Here is a 19,425-nt window from a genome sequence, read left to right as displayed (position 1 = left end):
CGATTCACCGAGCCAGCGCGGCCGCGTCCAGGTCGGTGACGATCAGGCGGAGCTGCGCTTGCGCGTACGAGCTGGCCGCCAGCACTGGTTCCAGGACCGCGGTCGCGTGTGCCAGCAGCGGTGGCAGTGGCAGCGCGGTGGCCACCAGTCGGATCCGGACCGACTTCTCGTCCACGTCGATGGCCAGAGTTTCCAAGCTCCAGCGGCCAAAAGACGCATTTACCGGCGGAGTGGCCGGCCGCAACCCGGGCAGCGACGCCAGCGCGGCGAGCAGGTGGTCAGTCAGATCCGTACGGGCGGTCATACCGGCACCACCGCGATGTCCACAATGGACACCAGGACGGCTGGTACGACCACACCGGTGGCCGCCTCGACGGCTCGTACGACCGAGCGCTGCACCGCCTGTCCGACCAGCGCCGCCGACTCCGGGCCGCGAACACTGACCGAGACGCGTACGACCAGGTCCTCGGCGACGGTGACGCCTTCGGCCGGCGCCGGGGTCAGCCCGAGCACCTGCTGGCGGGCGGCCCGGCTCCAGCCGCCGACCAGGGCGCCGACGCCCGGCTCCAACCTGGCTACCCCGGCGGTGCCGAGCGCGGCGTGCGCGGCCACGCTGGCGACCACGGCGGGGCCGATCACCCATTCGGTGCTCATCGGTCCCCCTCGTACAAGTCGTCCACCAGCAGGTCGAGCCGCGCCAGCCGGAAGCCGACCCGGGCCGTACAAGCCGCCGACGCTCTCTCTCGTACGAGCTCAACCGCCTCATGCGTGTGGCTCAGGTAGCTCACCGCCAGCGTCAACTCGGCCTCCACCAGCGGCTCGCCGTCCGGGCCAAGGCCGGTGACGCGCAGCCGGCAGCGACGTGCCCGGACGCCTTGGACACCGTCCGCGGCGAACCGCAGCACCGCGGCCACCGCCTGCTCACTGACCTCCACCCCGCCGGACAACGGCAGCATGTCCCGGCGCCGGATGTCCGCTCGTACGGCCGCCATGATCCGGTCGGTCAGTCCACACTCGGCTCGTCGGTCTCGGCGATCAGCTCTTCGGTCGCCGCCCGGAGCGCCCGCAGGCTCTCGTACGCGGTCCGGCAATGCCGGCAGGTCCGCCCGTGTTCATCCGGCTGACCAGCCCAAACGTCGTCCAGCAAACGACCGCAAGGCAGCCGGTAGTCGGTACCCGTCTGGTCTACCGCCATGGTTTCATCACCTCCGCCAGTTGCGCCCGGGCCCGGGCGATCCGGCCGCGGACCGCGGTCGCGGTGCTGCCGACGGCGTCGGCGATCTCCTCGTACGAGCGGCCGTGCACCTCACGCAGCAGCCAGCAGGCCCGCTGCTCGGCGGTCAGCTCCTGCAACGCGCCATTCAGCGCGGTGAGCTGCGCACTCACCTCGGCGGCCCGCTCCGGATGGGCGTCCGGGCGGGCCGACTCGGTGGCGTCCAGGTCCAGGTCGGTACGCGGCCGGCGGGCCCGGATGACGTTCAGGCAGCGGTTCGTCGTGGTCCGGTAGAGCCAGCGACGAATGCCGCGTCCTCCTGCAACTGCGGCAGTCGCCGCCACGCGGTCAGGAACACGTCCTGCACCACGTCCTCAGCGTCTCCGCGGCTCGCCAGCATCCGGGCCGCCAGCCGGAACATCGGTCCCTGATAACGCAGGACCAGCTGCTCGTACGCCGGCACGTCGCCGTCCTTCGCCCGCGCCACCAGCGTGACGTCGTCGTCGAGCTCGACGGTGGTCACACCGCTCCCCCCTCCCGCGCCTGTCGATGAACAGACACCGCGGCCGGCCGAATGTCACTCTATGTCTTGGTGATGCCGGTCACCTCTCGTACGCGACTGAGCCCGGACCGACCGGCCCGGGCTCAGCGTTTGCTAGTTGCTATGAAGGCATCAGGACGGTGTCGACGATGTAGACAGTGGCGTTGGCGGTCTGCACGTTGCCGCAGACGACCTTGGCGTTGCCGTTGACCGTCAGGTCCTCACCGCTGCCGGTCACGTTGACGGTGCCCTTCTCGACGGTGGTCTGGGTGCCGATCAACTGCTCAGGAGTGAGTTTCTTGCCGGCCACCACGTGATAGGTCAGGATCTTGGTCAGCAATGCCTTGTCGGCCAACACCTTTTTGAGCTGGTCAGCCGGGATCTTCGCGAAAGCCGCGTTGTCCGGCGCGAAAACAGTCGCGGCCGGCAGGCTGTTGAGGGTGTCGACCAGGCCGGCTGCCTTGACCGCGGCGACCAGGGTGGAAAGGACCGGGTTGGCCGACGCCGCGTTGGCCACCGACGCGCCCGACATGCCCTGGAAGCTGCCGGCGCCGGTCTTGGGCACCGACGCGCAGCCCGAACCGAAGTTCTCCCCTACCGGAGCGGCCGCGGCCGCCGACGTGGGCGGCGCCGCCGGCGCCGACGTGTTGCTCGTGCTGGTCGTGCCACCACTGCAGGCGCTCATCGCCAGCGCCAGGGTGGCGGCCGCCGCGACCATGCCGAGTCGGGCGATTTTGTTGGTGTTCCACGGATTCACGGCGGAACTTCCTTTCCGGTTGTGGGATTTCGTACGAGTCACAGCACGTTGACCGCGACGGTGTGCCAGCCACTGGCGCCATTCGGGAACGGATCGGCGCGCTGGTCGGTCTGCACCGCGCCGGTGCCGTCGGTGGCCCGTACCGCCAAGGACTGAATTCCGGTCCCGGCCGGCACCCATTTCCACCACCACTGTCGCCACGTCTGGTTGTTCGCGGCAGCGGCCAGTTCGGTTTGCTGCCAGTCGCCGTTATTGACCCGAACTTCCACTTTCTCGATTCCGCGGGTCTGCGCCCAGGCCATTCCGGCGACCGCCACCGGCTGGCCGGCGGGTACGTCCACCAGCGCCCCCGGAGTGTCGATGCGGGCCATCGTTTTGATGGGCGCGGTGGTTTTCCACTTTCGCTGCACCCAGTACGGTTTCGGGCCGGTCGCGAATGTCGTCAGTTCCATGTCGACGATCCATTTCGTACCGGACACATAGCCGTAGAGGCCGGGCACAATCATTCGCACCGGAAATCCGTGAATGACCGGCAACGGCTCGCCGTTCATCCCGACCGCCAGCATCGCGTTCGGGGTGTTCATCACCGCGTCGGTCGGAGTGCCACAAGTCCAGCCATCGGCTGACGTGGTGAAGATCTGGTCGGCCCCGGGTCGTACGCCGGCCTCCCGCAGCAGGTCCGCCAGTGGCACCCCCAACCAGCGCGCCTGGCCGGTCAACTTGCCGCCGATTTCGTTCGAGACGCAGGTAAAAGTGATATCCCGCTCGATCAGATCCCGGTTCACCAGCTCGGCGAAACTGATCTCCATCTCGCGGTCGACCATGCCGTGAATGCGCAACTGCCAGTCAGCTGGATTGATCTGCGGCGGCACCACCGCGGTGTCCACTCGATAGAAAGAACTGTTGGTCGTACTGAAAGGAGTCAGGCCCGGCAGTTTCAGGTCCACCCCGGCCGGCAGCGCCGGCGCCGGACTCGCTGGCCTGGCGAACCGCAGTTTTGCCCCGAACGGTGGCCACGTTGTAGCGCTGGTCGACCAGGAACTTCCCGACACCATTGCCTACCACGCCAACCGCGAGCGAGATGCCCGCCGCCAAAAGGAAACCACGCCTGTCCAGGCCGGTACGCTCGGTCGGCATCTCGACGGGTTCGGGCTTCTTGCGGCGAATCATCCACCACAGGGCGAAGGCTCCGGCGATGCCACCGGCGATCGATGGCGCCACTACTACGAAAGTGGCGTTCGGAATCGTACGCAGGGCAGCGAAAGCACCTATCAGACCGAACAGCCCGATACCTATGATGCCCAGCTCTCGGCGAAATCCCGACGCCATGCCAATCGCCATCGCCACCAGCGCGACCAGGAGCAACGTCCCGATCATCAGGGCGAGCTTGTCGTTTTCGCCGAACGTACGGATGGCGAATTCCTTCGCCCATTCCGGCGTCAGCACCACCACACCTTGGTCCACCGCACTGACCGGGGCCGTCGCCGGTCCGGTCAGCACGGCAACCAGTTGCCCGACACCGAGCGCGACAGCGGCGGACAGCAGGCCCGCTGCCGCCGCCAAAACGGTGTCGACCAACGAAAACCGGTGGCTGACCTTTGATGTGGGCGGGGTCACGGCCTCATCTGTGGTCATGCCAGTCATTCGCGCCGGCACCGGTTCCGGATTGCCTCCGATATCGTGGCCGGACGCTACAGGGTAGATTTCAGTGAGCGGGCAATCCAAATCGACGGCGCGCACGAATGGTGGGCGTGACGAGGAGCCTGATGGTCGAACCGGAGCGGTGGGCAGGCACCCATGGGGTGCCCGCCGACGCACGCCGTCGCGCGTCGGCGAGCGTGCACGAAGGCAATGACACCGAGGTCAGTGACACCAAGGTGAGCGACACGGAGCTGGTCGCTCGGCTGTTGGAGCGAGACGCGGACGCGCTGGACCTGCTTTACGAGCGGTATGGCCGACCGGCGTACAGCCTGGCCAGGCGAGTGATCGGCGATGACGGCTTCGCCCAGGACGTGGTCCAGGAGGTTTTTTCCTCGCGCTCTGGAAGGATCCCAGCCGCTACACCGCGTCCCGCAGCGGCTTCGCGTCCTGGCTGCTGTCGATCACCCACCACAAGGCGGTCGACGCGGTGCGCCGCGAGGAGTCGCTGCGCCGCCGCCGGGCCCAGGCCACCGAACAGTTCGCCATCGACCGCGGCGCCCACGAGGTCGCCCATGCTGTCTACGACAAGGTCTGGTCGACGCTGCGCGGCGAAAGAGTCCGCGAAGCACTGCACAAACTGCCCGACCCGCAACGCGAGGCGCTCGTGCTGGCGTACTTCGGCGGATACACCCAACGCGAGGTGGCGGCGCTGACCGACACCCCGCTGGGGACCGTGAAGACCCGGATGCTGACCGGTATGCGCCGGCTGCGCGACCTGCTCGGCGGCGGCTCGGTCACCGACGGGGGTGCGCTATGAGTGAGTGGGAGAACTCCGTCCACCGGGAGTACGAGGAACTGGCCGCCGGCTGGGCGCTGCACGCGCTCGAGCCGACCGACGAGGCCCGCTTCGCCGCCCATCTGCCGCAGTGCGCACACTGCCAGCGGATGGTCGCCGACCTCGGCGAAACGCTGAGCGAGGTGGCGCAGGCACCGTCACCGGATTCCGAGCCGCCGCCGCAGCTGCGGGATCGGATCCGGCAGGCCGCGCTCGCGGACCTTGGCACGTCCACGCAGGTCACCCACCGTCAGCCGACGGCCGGCCCCGGCACTTCTACTGATCGATCGATGAGTGGTGGGCGCCAGCCTGCTGATCGATCGACTAATAAGCGACCGGCTGCCGTGCGCCCAGAGGCTGTCCGCCCGGCAGACGGCCGACCCGCTGGCCGGCCTGACCGCGCTGGCCGACCCGCCAGCCGGTCTCGGCGGCGGACGCTGCCGTGGGTGCTGACCGCTGCGGCAGTGGTGATCGCGCTCGTGTTGGGCGGCTGGAATGTGGTGCTCCAGCAGCAACAACGCGCTCGTGACCAGGTCGCCGCGCAGCAGCAGGACCTGATCCGTCAGCTGGTACGCCCCGGCAACCGGCTCGCCGCACTGTCCACGCCCGCCGGCAAGCCGATCGCGTATGTGCTGTCCTCGAACGGCCAGCTGGAGATCGTCACGGACGGAATGGCGGCCAACGCGGCCGGCCGCACGTCGTACTGGCTCTGGGCGGTTCCCGGCGGCCCGAACTCGGCCCCTCAGCCGGTGGCCCGCTTCGACGTGACCGGCACCGGCATCGCCGTCCACCAGCTCGGCGCGACCGCTGCCAGCACCTCGGCCGCGGCGGCGTACGCGGTGAGCATCGAACCCGGCCAGGCCCGCCCAGCCAAGCCCACCACCGTGCTGGCCAACGGGACCGTCAACAGCTGACCCTGGCTCGTACGAACCGCCGCCCAGCCCATCCGCTGCGGCGGCGGTTTCGTCCGATTGTCACCACCAAAACCAAACCCGCGGCTCCGGCGGCCCCCGTCGTGACAATCGGATTCCGATTGTCACGACGGGAGCGACTTAAGCCGCGGGTTTCGTAGCGCTAGGAGCAGACCCTACGAAGCCTTCGCGTTGTGGACGAAGGTGGTCGTGGTCGGCGAGCTGGCCGAGGTGGCCGCCAGCGTGGCCGGGTCGACGAACTGGCTGCCGGTCGAGCCGGCCTGGACGGCCTGGTGGGTGGCGCTCTTGCCGAGCACGTCACTCCAGCCGAGGAACCAGTCGGTCCACCCGTCGCCCGGCTCGCCGCCGAGCGGGCTGTCGGTGATCGTTACCGGGTCACCGGGGATCTCCATCTTGTAGTACGACTCGGCGTTGGCCGGCGCCATGTTGACGCAGCCGTGGCTGACGTTCTCGGAGCCCTGCTGGTCCACCGACCAGTACGCGTCGTGCAGGTAGTCGCCGGCCCAGGTGAAGCGCACCGACCACGGCACCTTGAGGTCGTAGTAGCCGGGCTGACCCTTCTTGATGTCGGCCGGGCGCATCTCCACCGGATTGCCCTTGTCGATCGTCAGGTAAGTGCCGTTGGGCGTGTCGTGCCCGCTCTTACCCGTGCTGATCGCCCAGTTGTACGCGAGCTTGCCGTCCTTATAGACCTTCATCCGGTGCGTACGAGTGCTGGCCACCACGATCAGCGAGCGACCGATGGTGAACGTCTGGCTGAGGTTCCCAGCCGCGTACACGCCGTTGGCGCCGGCCACGCCATTGAGGTGCGCGTTCAGGCTGACCTGGGTGTTCGCCGGCCAGTAGTCCCGCGGCCGGAAGTCTAGGTGCTGGCTGTCGATCCAGTACCAGGCACCGACGACCGGCTGCGAGGTGGTGAGCTGCATGGCCTTCTCGACCGCGGCCCGGTTGGTGATGGCCCGGTCGAAGCTCAGCTGGATCGGCATGCCCACGCCGTACGTCCCGTGGCTGCTCTCGGCGATCTGGGTGTCGAAGGTGTGCGCCGGCTTCAGCGTGGTGAAGGTGCTGGTCTGCGTCACCGTCTTGCCGGCCGAGTTCACCGCGGTAGCGGTCACCGTGTAGCTCTTCGCGGTGTTCAGCGCCCAGTTGCTCTTCCAGCTGGTGCCGTCCGGACTGAGGGTGCCCACCACCGTGTCACCAGAGTTCTGGACGACCACGTCCTTCACTTTGCCACCGCTCGCGGTCACCGTGATCCCACTGCCGGGCACCACGTTCTGACTGCCGGTCGCCGGACTTATAGACAACTGGGCCGCTGGCACAAGGGGTTTGGTCGCCGCTGCCGGCACCTCTTTGTCCGCACAGCCGGTGGCCAACAGGCCGACCACCGCCATCGCGGCCACCCCAGCCGTCCACCCGTGCCACCGTCGAGCCACGCCGCTCTCCTGCTGCACTCTCTTCATCCTTCCGATCCACCAGATCCGCACTTATATCATGATCCCACGGTCGCGCCGCCCCCATCGTTGAGACGGTCCAGCTGGGGCCAAGGTTGCCCCGCTTTCCCCGTCGAATACGCGATAAGGCAACCGGTCAGTCGCTGGCCCTCGACGAGCGCATGCCGGCGACCAACCAGCGCAGGCCGGACTCGAAGATCATGTCGGGGTCGGCGGCCGCCTGGGCGATGCTGGCGAGCCCCGGATGAGCGTCCAGCGCACCATCGACGTCGGCGAGCCGGACCCCGTCCTGCTGCTGCTCGACAATCGCCGTGCCGAGCGCGTAGTTGCTGATCACCGCGAAAGCCTGGCCAGCCTCCTGACCGCTAAAACCCGAGCTGACCAGCAGATTCAGAATCCAGTCGAGATAACCCAGCTGGTAGTCGGCGAGCGGCCGGGCGGCCAGCATCAGCAGCGGCCCATCCCGATGTGTTCGGACAGCCTGGCGCTGTGCCCGCCCGAGGTGCATGAGCCACTCGTCCCAGCTGTCGGCGGTGACCTGCGGATCGTCGCCGGAGACCACCTCCAGCATGATCGCCCGAGCCATCTCGTCGAGCAGTTCCTGTTTGTTCTCGAAGTGCCAGTAGAGCGCGGACGCGTGCACATCCAGCTCTTTTGCCAGCCGACGCAGCGACAACGTGGAAAACCCGACGTCGTCGAGCAGGCGCAGCGCGGTTTGGACGATCTGATCTCGGTCGAGTGCCATCGGGGGGTCATCCTACGGGCAATCCCTTGCCTCCTCAACACTGTTCAGCTAGTCTCCTGAACACCGTTCATTGAACACTGTTGAGTTGGAGGGTTTCCTATGCGTACCCACGAAGACCGCATCCCGCCCGGCATCCGGCTGGGTGTCGTCCGAGGGATCAGCTATGGCCTGCTGGGCGAGCCGGAGGTGTTCCTGCCGCAGGTACGCGCACTGGGCGCTGGCACGGTCCGGATCTTCCTGTTCTGGTCGCAGATCGAGCCGGAACCCGGTCGCTACGACTGGACCGCGGTCGACCATTTCCTGGCGCAGTTGGGCGCCGATGTCGAGGCTTGGGTGACGCTCTGCTCGAGCTCCCATTGGGCGACCATCCGCAGCACTGACTTCCTGCCCCCGTCACCGGCCAAGGACCCGGCCGTCTTTGGGGATTTCGTACGTAAAGTCGTGACCCGCTGCGCCGGCCGCGTGACGTACTGGCAATGCGACAACGAACCGTCGGTGCCGATCCTTTTCGCTGGTACGCCCGCGGAATACGTCACGCAGCTGAAGGCTTTTACCGCCGCCGTACGAGAAAGTGACCCAGCCGCGCTGGTCGTCCTGGGCGGTGCGCCGCCCGGCGCCGCCAACGGAGATGACAAGGCGGTTTTCCAGTACATCCTGGAGAACGCTGAGGATGACTTCGACGTGTTCGACGTCCACTTCTACGGCAGCGCGTACGAGATCCCGGACGCCGTCCAGAGCTGCCGCGACCTGATGGCGGCCGCCGGCTACCAGAAACCGATCGTGGCCGGCGAGTACGGCGGGCCGGTGCCGTTCGAGTTCCCGGCCGCTTTCGGCCACCTCGCGCCGGTCATTGAGGCCAGCGGCGGGATGGTCGGCGGCGGCCTGCCAGCCGACTGGACCCAACCAGACCACGGACCTGGACCGCCGGCGGCCCGAGCACGACGCGCTGGTCGCGCTGTACGCGCGGGTCGACGACCTCTCGCCGGAGGTGCAGATGTTCGTGCCCGACTGCCCGCCCGCTGCGGCCGCCCTGCTGGACCGGCTACACAGCCGCGATGTGGTCATCCGCAACCTGTTCGCGCTGGCCGCGGGCGTACGCCGGACGCTGTGCTGGAACCTTGGCCCGGAGACGCCGGACCTTCCGGTCACGTACGAGGTGATGGGCTTCCTGTTCGACAGGCTCCGGTTGATGGACTACCAGGACGGCGAGCTCACGCACCGCTATCCGGCCGCCGACACCCTGGAGCTGACCGCGTGGATGCTCCGGGACGCCACCGCTGTCCGCCGGCGCGAGGTGCCTGACCAGCCCGATCTCTTCGTTTTCGAGGTCGAACGGCCGGACCGTCAGCCGCTTCTGGTGGCGTGGGTTCGGCGCCCGGCGGTCACCGGCGAAGACTCCCCACCGGTTGATTTCCAGTGGCCCTGGCCGGCGGAGTCGGCGTACGGAATCGACGCGCACGGCAAGCCACTGTCGCCTCAGGTGGACCACGATCGCATCCATTTCCCGCTCACCGTCGTACCGGTATTCCTGTCCGCGAATCCGGTCGATTAGAACATGCGTACGATGGCCGGTTGGCTGGCTGTTGTTAAGAAACACCCGGCCGACCGTCCATTTCGGACGTCCACACACCGCGTACTGGTAGACAATTCCGATCGTGCAGGATAGGAAGGGAGGACATCCACGGCTGCCGGCGCCATTATTTCCGGAACGGGCCATGGATTCCTGACCTGCCAACGGTTCTGACCCGGCCAGAAGACGACCAACAGGGACCTCACGATGACGGACAGCGACCCGGTGATCGACACCAGCCGGCCGAGCATCGCGCGCGTGTACGACTATGCCCTTGGTGGCAAGGACAATTTCGAGGTCGATCGCCAGGTCCTGACGAACATGCTCGCGATCGACCCGCAGATGCCCACCCTGGCCAAGGAACATCGCGTCTGGTCCCGCAAGGTGGTCCGCTGGCTCGCCGGTGAGGTGGGCATCGACCAGTTTCTGGACTGCGGCTCGGGTTTGCCGACCATGGAGAACACCCACCAGTCCGCGCAACTCGCCAACGGGGACGCGAAGGTCGTCTACGTCGACAACGATCCGGTGGTGATCGCGCACGGCCGGGCGCTGCTGGAGGACAACGCGAACACCCGCTTCGTGAACGCGGACCTGCGGCACCCCGACGACGACCTGCTGGACAGCAAACCGGTCGCCGGCTTCCTGGAGCTGGACCGGCCCATCGCCCTCATCCAGTGCGCGACCATCCACCACATCGACAAGCTCGAACAACAGCAGTCGATCATGGCGCGCTATATCGACCGGCTGGCCAGCGGTTCGTACGTGGTGCTCACGCACGTACACAATCCCGGCGACGGCGGCGAGGTCAGCCAGCTCGCCGAGCGGATGGAAGCCGCGTACCGCTCCACCAACGCCACCACTCACTGGCGCCCGCGCGAGGAAATCGAAACGCTGTTCGACGGCGTCGACCTGGTGGAGCCCGGCCTGGTTCCGTTGCACCGCTGGTGGCCGGCCGGACCGGCGACCAAGGCGGTACGGCCGATCTTCGACCTCGTCCTGGGCGGCGTCGGCCGCAAGCCTTGATAGCGGCAAAATCTTGATAAATCGGCGTAAACTCACCGCAGATTCTATATGAAGAGATATCTGATCTAGACAGATCTTGTCGGCCGGGGTGATAGTGGGCAGGGCTTTTGTCCGGCCCCGCCGAGGAGGACACCGTGCCCGTTGACCAGACCCTGCGGGTCGTTCCCGATCGGCACCTCCGGCATTTGTTGCGTCACGGCACTTTCGCGCAGGTACTCGATCATGCGATCACTGTTCGCGGGCTAAGCCTGGAACGGGTGCAACACCATCTCGGCGAAGGTGGGGTGCAGGTCAGCCGGACCGCGCTCAGCTACTGGCGACACGGCCGCAGCCGGCCCGAACGCGCCGAGTCGCTTCGGGCCGTCCAGCTGCTGGAGAAAGTTTTGGGACTACCGGCGGCATCCCTGGTGTCGATGCTCGGGCCACCCCGACCGCGAGGCCGCCAACCGCAGGAGCCCGGCACGCTCGACCGGCGCCGGCTGTGGCCGTCGCACAGCCCGTTGCTGGCCGCGCTGAACGCGCCACCGGACGGCCAACTGCGTTATCTCGACGTCCACGAACACGTGCAGGTGGACGAAAACCGGGTGATCAGCACGGTTCGTACCCGGCTGGTGCTGGAAGCTCTGGTCGATCGAGTCGACCGTTGTGTGGTCTACCAGTGGAATGAGGAGCCACACCAGCCGGCGGTCACCGACGTACGGTATTGCCGGCTCGGCCGGGTACGCGGAAATGGCGCGGCCGGAGCGACCGTGAGTGAGCTGCTGCTGCTGACCAACGGCTGTCGGCCGGTGACCGCTCGGTCGTCGAATACGTGTCGGCCTATCCGTCCGGGCAGGAGCTGACCTGGTTCCACCGCCGCTTCACCCGGCCGGTTCAGCAGTATTTACTGCAGGTCAGTTTTGCTTGCCCAGCACCGGCAACCTGCACCCCGTATCGGCAAAACACCCTCGAAGGGCCGCGCCGGCTGGAGCCGCCGCTGTGGATTGGCGCCTCGAACACGGCCCATCTCGTGGTCACCAACGCTGGACCCGGCATTGTCGGCCTGACCTGGGCATGGGACTGACTCGACAGACCCTCCGGATCGTTTGGTGCACGGGTGGGCAGCTTTCCGGGCCCGAGGGCCACGGATGCATGATCGATATTGCCGCCTTTCACGCCGACTGCCTACCGTGACGGCACCATGCCGGAAACGATCGGCAGACCCACCGCAGACACCTGGATGCCGAGTGCCTGACCCGATCCCGCCCGCACCGGGCCACGACGGACGCCCACCAAGCGATCCGAACTACCCGGCATTCGGATCGCCGGACGCCCACGAGGACACCCGCCCTGGCGGTTTCGGTCAGTCGCCCGCCGGCCTGGACCGACCCGAAGGCTATTTCCAGGCGTACGACAGCGAGGAGCAGCGAGCCACCGGTAGGACAGTTCCGCTGGATCGGGTCTTGGCCCAGGAACGCCAAAAACAAACCGACGGCGAGATCGGCTGCTTGGGGGCAGTGATTGGCCTGATCGCGACGGTGGCCGTCCTGATCGGCAGCTACTTCTGGTGGCTTCCGCTGTTCGTTGAGCTGCACTGGCCTCCCCGTTCGCCCAGTGGTCCCGCAGCGTTTTTGCGCGGCTGGCACGGCCGCGCTGTTCGGGTTCCTTTTCATCTGGGTGGTCTCCTTCGTGCTCGCCCGCATCAGGGCGGCAGCACGCCGGCTGGGTGAGTTGTCGCCGCGGAAATAGTGGGCCGTGCTGGCGGGTTCCCGCCTTTGACTGAAGCGGGAACCCTCGCATTGCGCGCGGTTTTAGTAGACGAACCAGGTGAACTGGGACCTTGCCGGTGGCCCCGCCGGCGTCGGTCGCGGTGACCGTCGGCTGGAAGGCGCCGGTGGCCGATGGCCGCCCGCTGATCACCCCGCTGCGCGAATCAACAGACAACCCGGCCGGCAGGCCGCTGGCTGACCACGCGTACGAGCCGGTGCCGCCGGTCGCCCGCATCGGGAGCGTCACGGACTGGCCGTGCTGGGTGAACTGCAAGCCCGGGTCAGCGACGGTGAGCTGGCCGCCGGGTGAGCCCCCGGTGACCGTCAACGCGACCGCGGCTGAGTGCGTCACGTCGGTACTTTTCCCACTGACACTGATATTGCTGGTGCCACCGGTTGCTGAGGCAGCGGCCGTCAAAGTCAGTGTCGAGGACTGGCCGGCCGTCACCGAAGTCGGGTCGAAGGTCGCGGTCACGCCGGTGGGCAGGCCCGTCGCGGACAGCGCGACGCTCTCGGCGCTGCCCTTCGTCACGGTCGTACCCACCGTCGTGGTGACCGACTTACCGGGATCGACGGTGACCGAGGAAGGGCTTGCGGACATCGAAAAGTCGTTGGTCGGGGCCGGTCCGGCACCGTTCGCGAGCGGGTCCGCCAGGTTGTCGCCCTGCATCGAACCCCAGCCCGTACACAGGTCATAGCCGGTGCCAGCGTTGTACGTGCCGTTGTTCCCGGCCGTCACGTCCCGGAAAGTCGAGGAATACTGAGAAGACTGAGCGACCGAGTAAACGGTGGGGTTGATCGCACCAACATTGCTCTTCCCGCCGGCCGTGGCTTTTTCGTTGACCATCGCGATATAGCCGGCCCACAGTGGCGACGACAAACTGGTGCCACCCACGTCCTCCCAGTTTCCGTTCATGTAGACCGAAAGCGCGCCGGCTCCATAGTCGGCAAGCAGCGCCACATCGGGCACCGACCGGTACGCGTTGCTGCCGGGCTGCCAGTCAGGTTTGGCGAAAATCGACGAATAGCCGCCGCCGGACCGGGTGTTGCCGGACGAGCCCTGGTTCCAGCACGACTCGGACTGGTAGGTGCCGGCGCTGTCGCTGGTCCGCAGCTGGGTGCCACCCACCCCGGTGAACAGTGGATCGCTGGCCGGGAAATCGGTCTCAACAGTGGAATTGTCGCCGTTGTAGCCGCAGCCGGTCGCTCCCCAGTCCCCGGATGCGGACAGCATCGTGATGCCCTGCGCGGCCATTTGGGTGTACGAGTCGTGTGACGCCTGGATCGGCGCGGACGCGCATTTCTCGCCGTTCAACCAGGAACCGGACAACACCGTGATGGCGTTGTCGCTGGCGATCTTGGCCATTTCGTCCACCCAGGCGCTGTCGGTGTTTCCGGCCTCGTAAACGACCTGTTTCGCGCCCGGCGCGGTGGCCGCGACCGCTTCGACATCGAGCGTGACCTCCAGCTGGTTGCTGCCAGGGCCCGACACTCCGCCGTCGATCGGCACGACGGTCGGCGTCACCGCGGGCTGGCTGGCTGTAATAATTCGTCCACGCGGTGAGGTCGGACTGTTTGAAGGCGTCAAATTCGATCAGTCCGACGGTCTGCCCGGATCCGTTGTACGAAGCCGAAAGCGACTTCATCGAATATGCCGTGCGCAGCTGCGCGGGGGTGTATCCGCCGCCCGGGCCGCCCGGCCCCGCCGGCGTACTCACCGGAAAAACGGCCTGCTGATTCGTCAAACCAGCGACGCCACGGATCGTACTGGCCAGTGACGATGGCACCGATGGCGCGGAGTCGTTGGCATAGAAGTGCTGGCCGTTCTTCCCCGCGTAGTCACTGATCCCCGTGCCGAAGGCTGCCTTGACCTGGTCCGCGGTGCCGGTGGCGTCGACCACCTGGCGGTTGCCGGACACCGCGGTCACCGTCAGCCCGCTGTCTTTCAGATACGCCCGCACCTTGTCCACATCGGACTGTCGCGGCCCGAAATACCGGCCGTACTGGTCTGAGGTCAAGTAGTGTCGATAGGCAGGTGACGCGGGATTGCTAACAGCGGCAACGAAGTTGGTGAGTCCTGCCTCGTCGTGTGGCCGCAGCGAAATCGCCAGGCCGAGCCGTTGGCTGGTGCTCAACGGGCCGTCGCGGTGCGACCCGGCCGGCACCGACGGACCGTGGTCGGCCAGCGGCGTTCGAGCGGCGGCGGCCGCCGGACTCGCCGCCGCCGTCAGCGGGGCGAGCGCGGCGATCGCGGCCAGACCAGCCGCGACCGCGGCCGTCCGCCGGAACAGGGCATGCGCCATCGTGTCCTCCAACAAACCGTTGCGACGACCGGACCCGCGGGGCCCGGCTGGACAGACGGCACGGTAGGTCGGACCGGCGGCTGCGGCGCAGGTTTTAGTGAAGGTTCCAGGACTTACCCAAAGGCTCCGGTTCGTACCGCATCGGCCCTGGTCACAGGCCGAACAATGGGCCAGTTGTCAACAGATATCGCCGATCGTCACTGTCCCGTACGAACTCAAAGCTGCTGCTAAACGCGGATCTCGCGTTCCCACTGGTCGCGGGGTTGGGTGTGCAGCCGCCAGTAGTGCTCGGCGATGTCGTCTGGGTCGTACGGGCCGCCTGGAGCGACCGCGCCGCCGACGGTCACCGACGCGAAATGGACGCCGGCCGGGTCGTAGCGCTGGGCGAGCAGGTCGACGAGCGCCCGGATGCCGGCCTTTCCGAGCGACAGGCTCACGTAGTCCGGACTGGGGTCGGGCATCCCGCCGGTGACCAGGAAGGTGCCGGCGCCGCGCTCGACCATTGCCGGAGCGACGTGCGCGGCGGCGGTGATCGCGCCGACGACGTTGACGGCCCAAGCGTCCTTATGAGCACGTACGGACAACTCTCCCGGGGCGTCCGCCTGAATGATCGCCGCGTTGTAGACGACGACGTCCGGCGGGCCCAACTCGGCGGCCGCCGCGTCCAGAGCGGCACGCAGGGCGGTGTCGTCCGCGCTGTCGGCGGCCAGGGCGACCGCTCGTACACCGGTGATCTCATCGGCCAGGGCCTGCGGTTTTTCGACGCGAGATCACCGCGACCGGCAGGCCTTCCCGGGCGAACCGGAGGGCGACGGACCGACCAATCCCCGGTCCGGCGCCGATCACCACTGCTCCTGGCATTTCGTGTCTCCTTGCTTGCGCGGCTGAGTCCTCCGCAGGCTAAAGGCTGACACCAATGACAAGGTCAAGCCCGCGGCGCCACCAGCGGCGACGGATATCCCGGCGAACCGCCGAATTTCCACGGCTCATGGACGGCCGCACCAGGCACCGAGGCCAACTCCGGCACATATCGACGGACGTAGTCCCCGTCCGGATCGAAGCGGTACGCCTGCCGCAACGGGTTGAACTGGCGGTTCGGCCGGGTGTCGTTTCCGGTGCCGGCGATCCACTGCCAGTTGCCGGCGTTGTTGGCGATGTCGCCATCGACGAGCAAATCAAAGAAATGGTTGGCGCCGGCCGTCCAGTGCACGTTGAGCTGTTTTGTCAGGAAAGAGGCCACAAGCATCCGCGCTCGATTGTGCATGAAGCCTTCGGCGAGCAGTTGGCGCAGGCCGGCGTCGATGATCGGATAGCCGGTCTGGCCGGCGCGCCAGGCCGCCAACGCGTCCGGGTCGTCCACCCAGTCCTGCCGGCGCGGCCGGTAGTCGCGGGTCGGCAGGTCCGGGAAGGCGGCGGTGACCTGCAGATGGAAATCCCGCCAGCAGAGCTGCCGCACGTACGCCTCGTGCGCGCCAGCCTTCGTCGCCAGCTCGACCGGTGACAGGCAACCAAAATGCAGGTCGGCGGACAGCCGTGACGTGGCGTCGCCGGGCAGGTCGTCGTGCCGGTTCGGATAGTCGGCGATGCCACCGGCCAACCACCGGCTCATCCGTCGACGAGCCATGGTCTCGCCGCCGCCAGCGCCGTCGCCCGCTGGCAGCGACCCAGCGTCGATTCCGTCCGGCAACGTGATCTTCCTTGGTACGGTGTGACAATCTCGCCACTGGGTATCCGACCACGCCCGCCAGTACGGAGTGAAAACCTTATAATGGTCGCCGTTCGCCGGGTGCACCGCGCCGGGCGGGACGACACCGACCGAATCGACCGTACGCAGCGAAATCCGATGCTCAGCGCACGCCGCCGCCAACCGTTCTTCACGTCTTTTGGCGTACCGGCTAACATCCCTGGCGACGACGACGGTCTGCGCGTGCTGGTCCCGAGCCAACCGGATCGTTTCCTCGACCGGATCGCCGCGCCGGATCACCAGGTCACCGCCGCGTCGGCGCAGCCCGTCACGCAGATCCGCCAAGCAATCGGACAGGAACCTCGTCCGGTTCGGCACCGCGAACCGCAAACCCTCGTGCAGCACGAAAAGTGGCACCACTCGCTCGGCCGACCGGCGGGCGAGGTCGAGCCCGGGATTGTCGTGCAGCCGCAGGTCACGGGTGAACAGCAGCACCGCGGTCCGCATCGGCTCTCCTCTTCGTTCGGCCCACGGAACGATACGCTCGGTGCCGGCAGACTTTCTCGCTGGCGAGACCTCGGCGGATGCGCACGGTGGTGGGGCGTACGAACCAGATCGTCGTCGTCGGCGCGGGCCTGGGCGGACTGGCCTGCGCGATTCGGCTGGCCGGCGCCGGGCGACAAGTCACCGTGTTGGAGCGGGCCGACCAGCCGGGCGGCCGGGCCGGTCAACTGGTGGATGGCGGCTATCGCTTCGACACCGGGCCGACCGTGCTCACCATGCCGCAGCTGATCGATCGATGACACTTTCGCCGCGGTGGAAGAAAAGATGTCCGACTGGCTGGACCTGGTCCGGCTCGACCCGGCCTATCGCGCGCACTTCCCGGATGGGTCCACTTTGGACGTACGAGCGCAGGTTCGGGACACCGCCGAGGAAATCGCCCGGGTCTGCGGCCCACGGGAGGCGGACGGCTATCGACGATTTATCGACTATTCGCGGTCGCTCTTCGACATCGAGTGGAACACGTTCATCGATCGCAACCTCGACACCCCGCTCGACCTGCTCGGCCGTCCGCTCGCGCGACTGGCGCTGGCCGGTGGTTTTGGTCGGCTGTCACCGAAAATCAACCAGTTCTTCGAGAATCCCCGGACGCGGCGGATCTTTTCCTTCCAGGCCTTGTACGCCGGCGTGCCACCGCACCGGGCGCTCGCCCTCTACGCGGTCATCTCCTATTTGGACACCGTCGCCGGGGTCTACTTCCCGCGTGGCGGCATGCACGCCGTACCGGTCGCGATGGCAGCGGTGGCCGCGAAACACGGCGTCGACATCCATTACGACCGGGAAGTCACCAGCGTCGAAGTCGTCAACGGACGCGCCCGTGCGGTACGCACCGCGGACGGCGACCGCATCCCCGCCGACGTCGTCGTCCTCAACCCCGACCTCCCGGTCGCCCGCCGCGACCTTCTGAACCGACCGCTTCGACGCCCGCTGCGCTATTCACCGTCGTGCGTCCTGCTCCACATCGGCGCCAGCAAGCACTATCAGGGCGCCGCACACCACAACATCCACTTCGGCGGCCGGCCTGGCGGCGGACCTTCGACGAGATCACCCGCCAGGGACGTGTGATGAGCGACCCGTCGCTACTGGTTAGCAACCCCAGCCGCACCGATCCTTCGGTGGCGCCAACCGGAAAACAGACGTACTACGTGCTGGCCCCAGTGCCCAACCTGACCGCGCCCATCGACTGGGCGCGTACCGGAAAGCGTTATGCGGACGAGATTTTGGTGGAGCTGGAAAAGCGCGGCTACCCAGGACTGACCGATGCCACCGAGGTCCGCCACCTCGTCACGCCGGACGACTGGGCGGCGGCCGGGATGGCGATGGGAACACCGTTCGCGTTAGCGCACACGTTTGCCCAGACCGGGCCGATGCGGCCGTCGAACCTGCTGATGGAGAACGTCGTCTTTGTCGGCTCCGGAACCCAACCGGGGGTGGGAGTGCCGATGGTGCTGGTCTCTGGTCGACTGGCCGCGGAGCGCATCATCGGGCGCTAGAGATCCCGCACTCATCCCGAGATAAGTACGGGATCAACGAAATCAGATGTGCAGCCAGGTCATTTTGAAGGTGCCGCCGGAAAGTGCTCCGGGCTTGGCCTGCTGCGTACTTCCGTGCGTAATCACCACGGACTGGGCCGCATAGCTGGCGAACGACTTCCCGTCCAGCTGACAGTTCGTGAAGGTCACCGAGCCGAAGTTGTCCACGTGCGTGTCCAACCGCTCCATGATGACCTCAGCGGTGGCATCTTGCGCACCGGAGAGCGAGTCGTGGAACGTCCGGCTCCAGTTCTGCGTACGGTCCGCCAGCGTCAGTGTGTACGAGGTGCCACTGTTGTGAACGACGGTCGCGGTCATGGTGTCGCCGGCCCGGGTGGTCTCGGTGAAGTAGATCGAGTCGCGCGGATACATTTCGTACCACGGCAGGTATTGGGCCTGTCCCGAACTGCAGTCGAGGTCGATGCCGATCTGCTCGACGGTGTTCGTGCCGTAGCCGTCAAAACCGGCCCACACCGAGTTGACGTTTCCGGCGCATTTCACCGTCGGATTGACCCAGGTGGTGGTGACGGTGGTGCCGCCTCGCTCGATCGCGTAGCCGCCCCAGGCGGAGTCCGCGTGGTTGCGGACCTGGGTGTCGGCGGGATGTGGATGGGCGGCGGCAGCGGCCGGGGTGGCGCCGGCGGCGAGCGTCAGGAAGACGCCAATTCCCAATGCTGCGGCGGAAAACACTCTGCGGGTCACGGATCGCGAGGGTGCGGCGGACATGCATGCCTCCATGGCGACGACGCCCGGAAATCCGGGCGTGAGCGGGGGGAACGCTGTGCAGCTTCGCATCCGATAGCGGGGTTGTGCGGGAATAGCAACGAAAAACGGAGATTTTTCGGTATCAGCAAGGGACAAAAGTTGCGTTCGGGTTGTTAAGGGTCGC

The 19,425-nt window shown here is 67.1% G+C and carries 22 protein-coding genes and 3 pseudogenes; 9 read left to right on the top strand and 16 right to left on the bottom strand.

Translation table 11 applies throughout. The annotated features are described in order from the left end of the window. Window positions 1–4: 4 nt before the first annotated feature. The 7 genes from GNX96_RS14295 to GNX96_RS14275 form a co-directional block, all read right to left on the bottom strand. A complete protein-coding gene (locus tag GNX96_RS14295; RefSeq protein ID WP_163568454.1) occupies window positions 5–304 on the bottom strand; it encodes a hypothetical protein in 300 nt (99 codons plus the stop codon). Beyond that, the gene (locus tag GNX96_RS14290; protein ID WP_163568453.1) at window positions 301–654 is read right to left on the bottom strand and encodes an Asp23/Gls24 family envelope stress response protein; all 354 of its coding nucleotides are present in this window, start codon (window positions 652–654) and stop codon (window positions 301–303) included. The genes GNX96_RS14295 and GNX96_RS14290 overlap by 4 nt, the downstream gene beginning before the upstream one ends. Further along, window positions 651–992, bottom strand: a complete 342-nt coding sequence (locus GNX96_RS51745; RefSeq protein WP_279580322.1) for a hypothetical protein — start codon at window positions 990–992, stop codon at window positions 651–653. Before GNX96_RS51745 ends, GNX96_RS14290 begins: the two co-directional genes overlap by 4 nt. A gap of 11 nt (window positions 993–1,003) precedes the next feature. After that, the gene (locus tag GNX96_RS51740) at window positions 1,004–1,195 is read right to left on the bottom strand and encodes a hypothetical protein (protein ID WP_279580321.1); all 192 of its coding nucleotides are present in this window, start codon (window positions 1,193–1,195) and stop codon (window positions 1,004–1,006) included. Next, window positions 1,186–1,557, bottom strand: coding sequence for an RNA polymerase sigma factor (locus GNX96_RS14280; protein WP_279580320.1), 372 nt, complete (start codon window positions 1,555–1,557; stop codon window positions 1,186–1,188). Before GNX96_RS14280 ends, GNX96_RS51740 begins: the two co-directional genes overlap by 10 nt. Next, window positions 1,479–1,736: an RNA polymerase sigma factor gene (locus GNX96_RS51735; protein ID WP_279580319.1), complete on the bottom strand. Its 258-nt coding sequence runs from the start codon at window positions 1,734–1,736 to the stop codon at window positions 1,479–1,481. The genes GNX96_RS14280 and GNX96_RS51735 overlap by 79 nt, the downstream gene beginning before the upstream one ends. Window positions 1,737–1,875: 139 nt before the next feature. Beyond that, on the bottom strand, window positions 1,876–2,319 hold the full coding sequence (locus GNX96_RS14275; RefSeq protein WP_313885668.1) for a fasciclin domain-containing protein: 444 nt from the start codon (window positions 2,317–2,319) through the stop codon (window positions 1,876–1,878). On the opposite strand from GNX96_RS14275, the gene GNX96_RS61135 reads away from it, so the two are divergent. Beyond that, complete coding sequence (locus GNX96_RS61135) at window positions 2,312–2,563, top strand: hypothetical protein (protein ID WP_313885667.1); 252 nt, start codon at window positions 2,312–2,314, stop codon at window positions 2,561–2,563. The genes GNX96_RS14275 and GNX96_RS61135 overlap by 8 nt on opposite strands. Here the strand turns inward: GNX96_RS61135 and GNX96_RS51730 are convergent. Together GNX96_RS51730 and GNX96_RS51725 are read right to left on the bottom strand one after the other, a co-directional pair. Next, window positions 2,550–3,458: a molybdopterin-dependent oxidoreductase gene (locus GNX96_RS51730; protein WP_279580318.1), complete on the bottom strand. Its 909-nt coding sequence runs from the start codon at window positions 3,456–3,458 to the stop codon at window positions 2,550–2,552. The genes GNX96_RS61135 and GNX96_RS51730 overlap by 14 nt on opposite strands. Continuing rightward, window positions 3,358–4,146, bottom strand: a complete 789-nt coding sequence (locus tag GNX96_RS51725) for a hypothetical protein (RefSeq protein ID WP_279580317.1) — start codon at window positions 4,144–4,146, stop codon at window positions 3,358–3,360. The genes GNX96_RS51730 and GNX96_RS51725 overlap by 101 nt, the downstream gene beginning before the upstream one ends. Before the next feature lie 406 nt (window positions 4,147–4,552). Between GNX96_RS51725 and GNX96_RS51720 the strand changes: the two are divergent. Beyond that, window positions 4,553–4,969 (top strand): annotated as a pseudogene (locus tag GNX96_RS51720) (sigma-70 family RNA polymerase sigma factor); the annotation flags it as partial. Further along, window positions 4,966–5,901, top strand: coding sequence for an anti-sigma factor (locus tag GNX96_RS14260; protein ID WP_163568452.1), 936 nt, complete (start codon window positions 4,966–4,968; stop codon window positions 5,899–5,901). The pseudogene GNX96_RS51720 and the gene GNX96_RS14260, both read left to right, overlap by 4 nt. 173 nt (window positions 5,902–6,074) lie before the next feature. Here the strand turns inward: GNX96_RS14260 and GNX96_RS14255 are convergent, their stop codons facing one another. Next, window positions 6,075–7,379 (bottom strand): L,D-transpeptidase, encoded by a 1,305-nt coding sequence (locus GNX96_RS14255; protein ID WP_163568451.1) that lies wholly within the window; start codon window positions 7,377–7,379, stop codon window positions 6,075–6,077. A gap of 127 nt (window positions 7,380–7,506) precedes the next feature. Next, window positions 7,507–8,115, bottom strand: a complete 609-nt coding sequence (locus tag GNX96_RS14250; RefSeq protein WP_163568450.1) for a TetR/AcrR family transcriptional regulator C-terminal domain-containing protein — start codon at window positions 8,113–8,115, stop codon at window positions 7,507–7,509. Window positions 8,116–8,214: 99 nt separating this feature from the next. Between GNX96_RS14250 and GNX96_RS51715 the strand changes: the two genes are divergently transcribed. The 5 genes from GNX96_RS51715 (at window position 8,215) to GNX96_RS14220 (ending at window position 11,771) form a co-directional block, all read left to right on the top strand. Beyond that, entirely contained in the window at window positions 8,215–9,417 is a 1,203-nt protein-coding gene (locus tag GNX96_RS51715) for a glycoside hydrolase 5 family protein (RefSeq protein ID WP_279580316.1), read from the top strand. After that, complete coding sequence (locus tag GNX96_RS51710) at window positions 9,374–9,667, top strand: hypothetical protein (RefSeq protein ID WP_279580315.1); 294 nt, start codon at window positions 9,374–9,376, stop codon at window positions 9,665–9,667. Before GNX96_RS51715 ends, GNX96_RS51710 begins: the two co-directional genes overlap by 44 nt. A 225-nt stretch (window positions 9,668–9,892) precedes the next feature. Beyond that, the gene (locus tag GNX96_RS14230; protein WP_163568446.1) at window positions 9,893–10,708 is read left to right on the top strand and encodes an SAM-dependent methyltransferase; all 816 of its coding nucleotides are present in this window, start codon (window positions 9,893–9,895) and stop codon (window positions 10,706–10,708) included. Window positions 10,709–10,842: 134 nt separating this feature from the next. Then, window positions 10,843–11,550 (top strand): hypothetical protein, encoded by a 708-nt coding sequence (locus GNX96_RS14225; protein WP_163568445.1) that lies wholly within the window; start codon window positions 10,843–10,845, stop codon window positions 11,548–11,550. Continuing rightward, a complete protein-coding gene (locus tag GNX96_RS14220; protein ID WP_163568444.1) occupies window positions 11,520–11,771 on the top strand; it encodes a hypothetical protein in 252 nt (83 codons plus the stop codon). Before GNX96_RS14225 ends, GNX96_RS14220 begins: the two co-directional genes overlap by 31 nt. A gap of 101 nt (window positions 11,772–11,872) precedes the next feature. On the opposite strand, the gene GNX96_RS51705 is transcribed toward GNX96_RS14220, so the two are convergent. From GNX96_RS51705 to GNX96_RS14200, 4 genes and pseudogenes are all read right to left on the bottom strand, one after another. After that, the gene (locus GNX96_RS51705; protein WP_279580374.1) at window positions 11,873–13,057 is read right to left on the bottom strand and encodes an Ig domain-containing protein; all 1,185 of its coding nucleotides are present in this window, start codon (window positions 13,055–13,057) and stop codon (window positions 11,873–11,875) included. A gap of 565 nt (window positions 13,058–13,622) precedes the next feature. Next, the gene (locus GNX96_RS14210; RefSeq protein WP_163568442.1) at window positions 13,623–14,759 is read right to left on the bottom strand and encodes a S53 family peptidase; all 1,137 of its coding nucleotides are present in this window, start codon (window positions 14,757–14,759) and stop codon (window positions 13,623–13,625) included. Between the two features lie 227 nt (window positions 14,760–14,986). Further along, a pseudogene (locus tag GNX96_RS14205) lies at window positions 14,987–15,508 on the bottom strand (SDR family NAD(P)-dependent oxidoreductase); the annotation flags it as partial. Window positions 15,509–15,684: 176 nt separating this feature from the next. Next, the gene (locus tag GNX96_RS14200; RefSeq protein WP_163568441.1) at window positions 15,685–16,950 is read right to left on the bottom strand and encodes a cryptochrome/photolyase family protein; all 1,266 of its coding nucleotides are present in this window, start codon (window positions 16,948–16,950) and stop codon (window positions 15,685–15,687) included. A gap of 77 nt (window positions 16,951–17,027) precedes the next feature. On the opposite strand from GNX96_RS14200, the pseudogene crtI reads away from it, so the two are divergent. Next, window positions 17,028–18,497, top strand: a pseudogene (gene crtI, locus GNX96_RS14195) (phytoene desaturase family protein). Between the two features lie 42 nt (window positions 18,498–18,539). Here crtI and GNX96_RS14190 read toward each other — a convergent pair. Next, window positions 18,540–19,262, bottom strand: coding sequence for a G1 family glutamic endopeptidase (locus GNX96_RS14190; protein ID WP_163568440.1), 723 nt, complete (start codon window positions 19,260–19,262; stop codon window positions 18,540–18,542). Window positions 19,263–19,425 lie beyond the last annotated feature (163 nt).

Origin of the sequence: Fodinicola feengrottensis, assembly GCF_010993775.1 — a bacterium.
Lineage (GTDB): Bacteria > Actinomycetota > Actinomycetes > Mycobacteriales > HKI-0501 > Fodinicola > Fodinicola feengrottensis.
The sequence above is the reverse complement of the archived record's forward strand: the minus strand, read 5'-3'. Positions and strand labels throughout refer to the sequence as shown.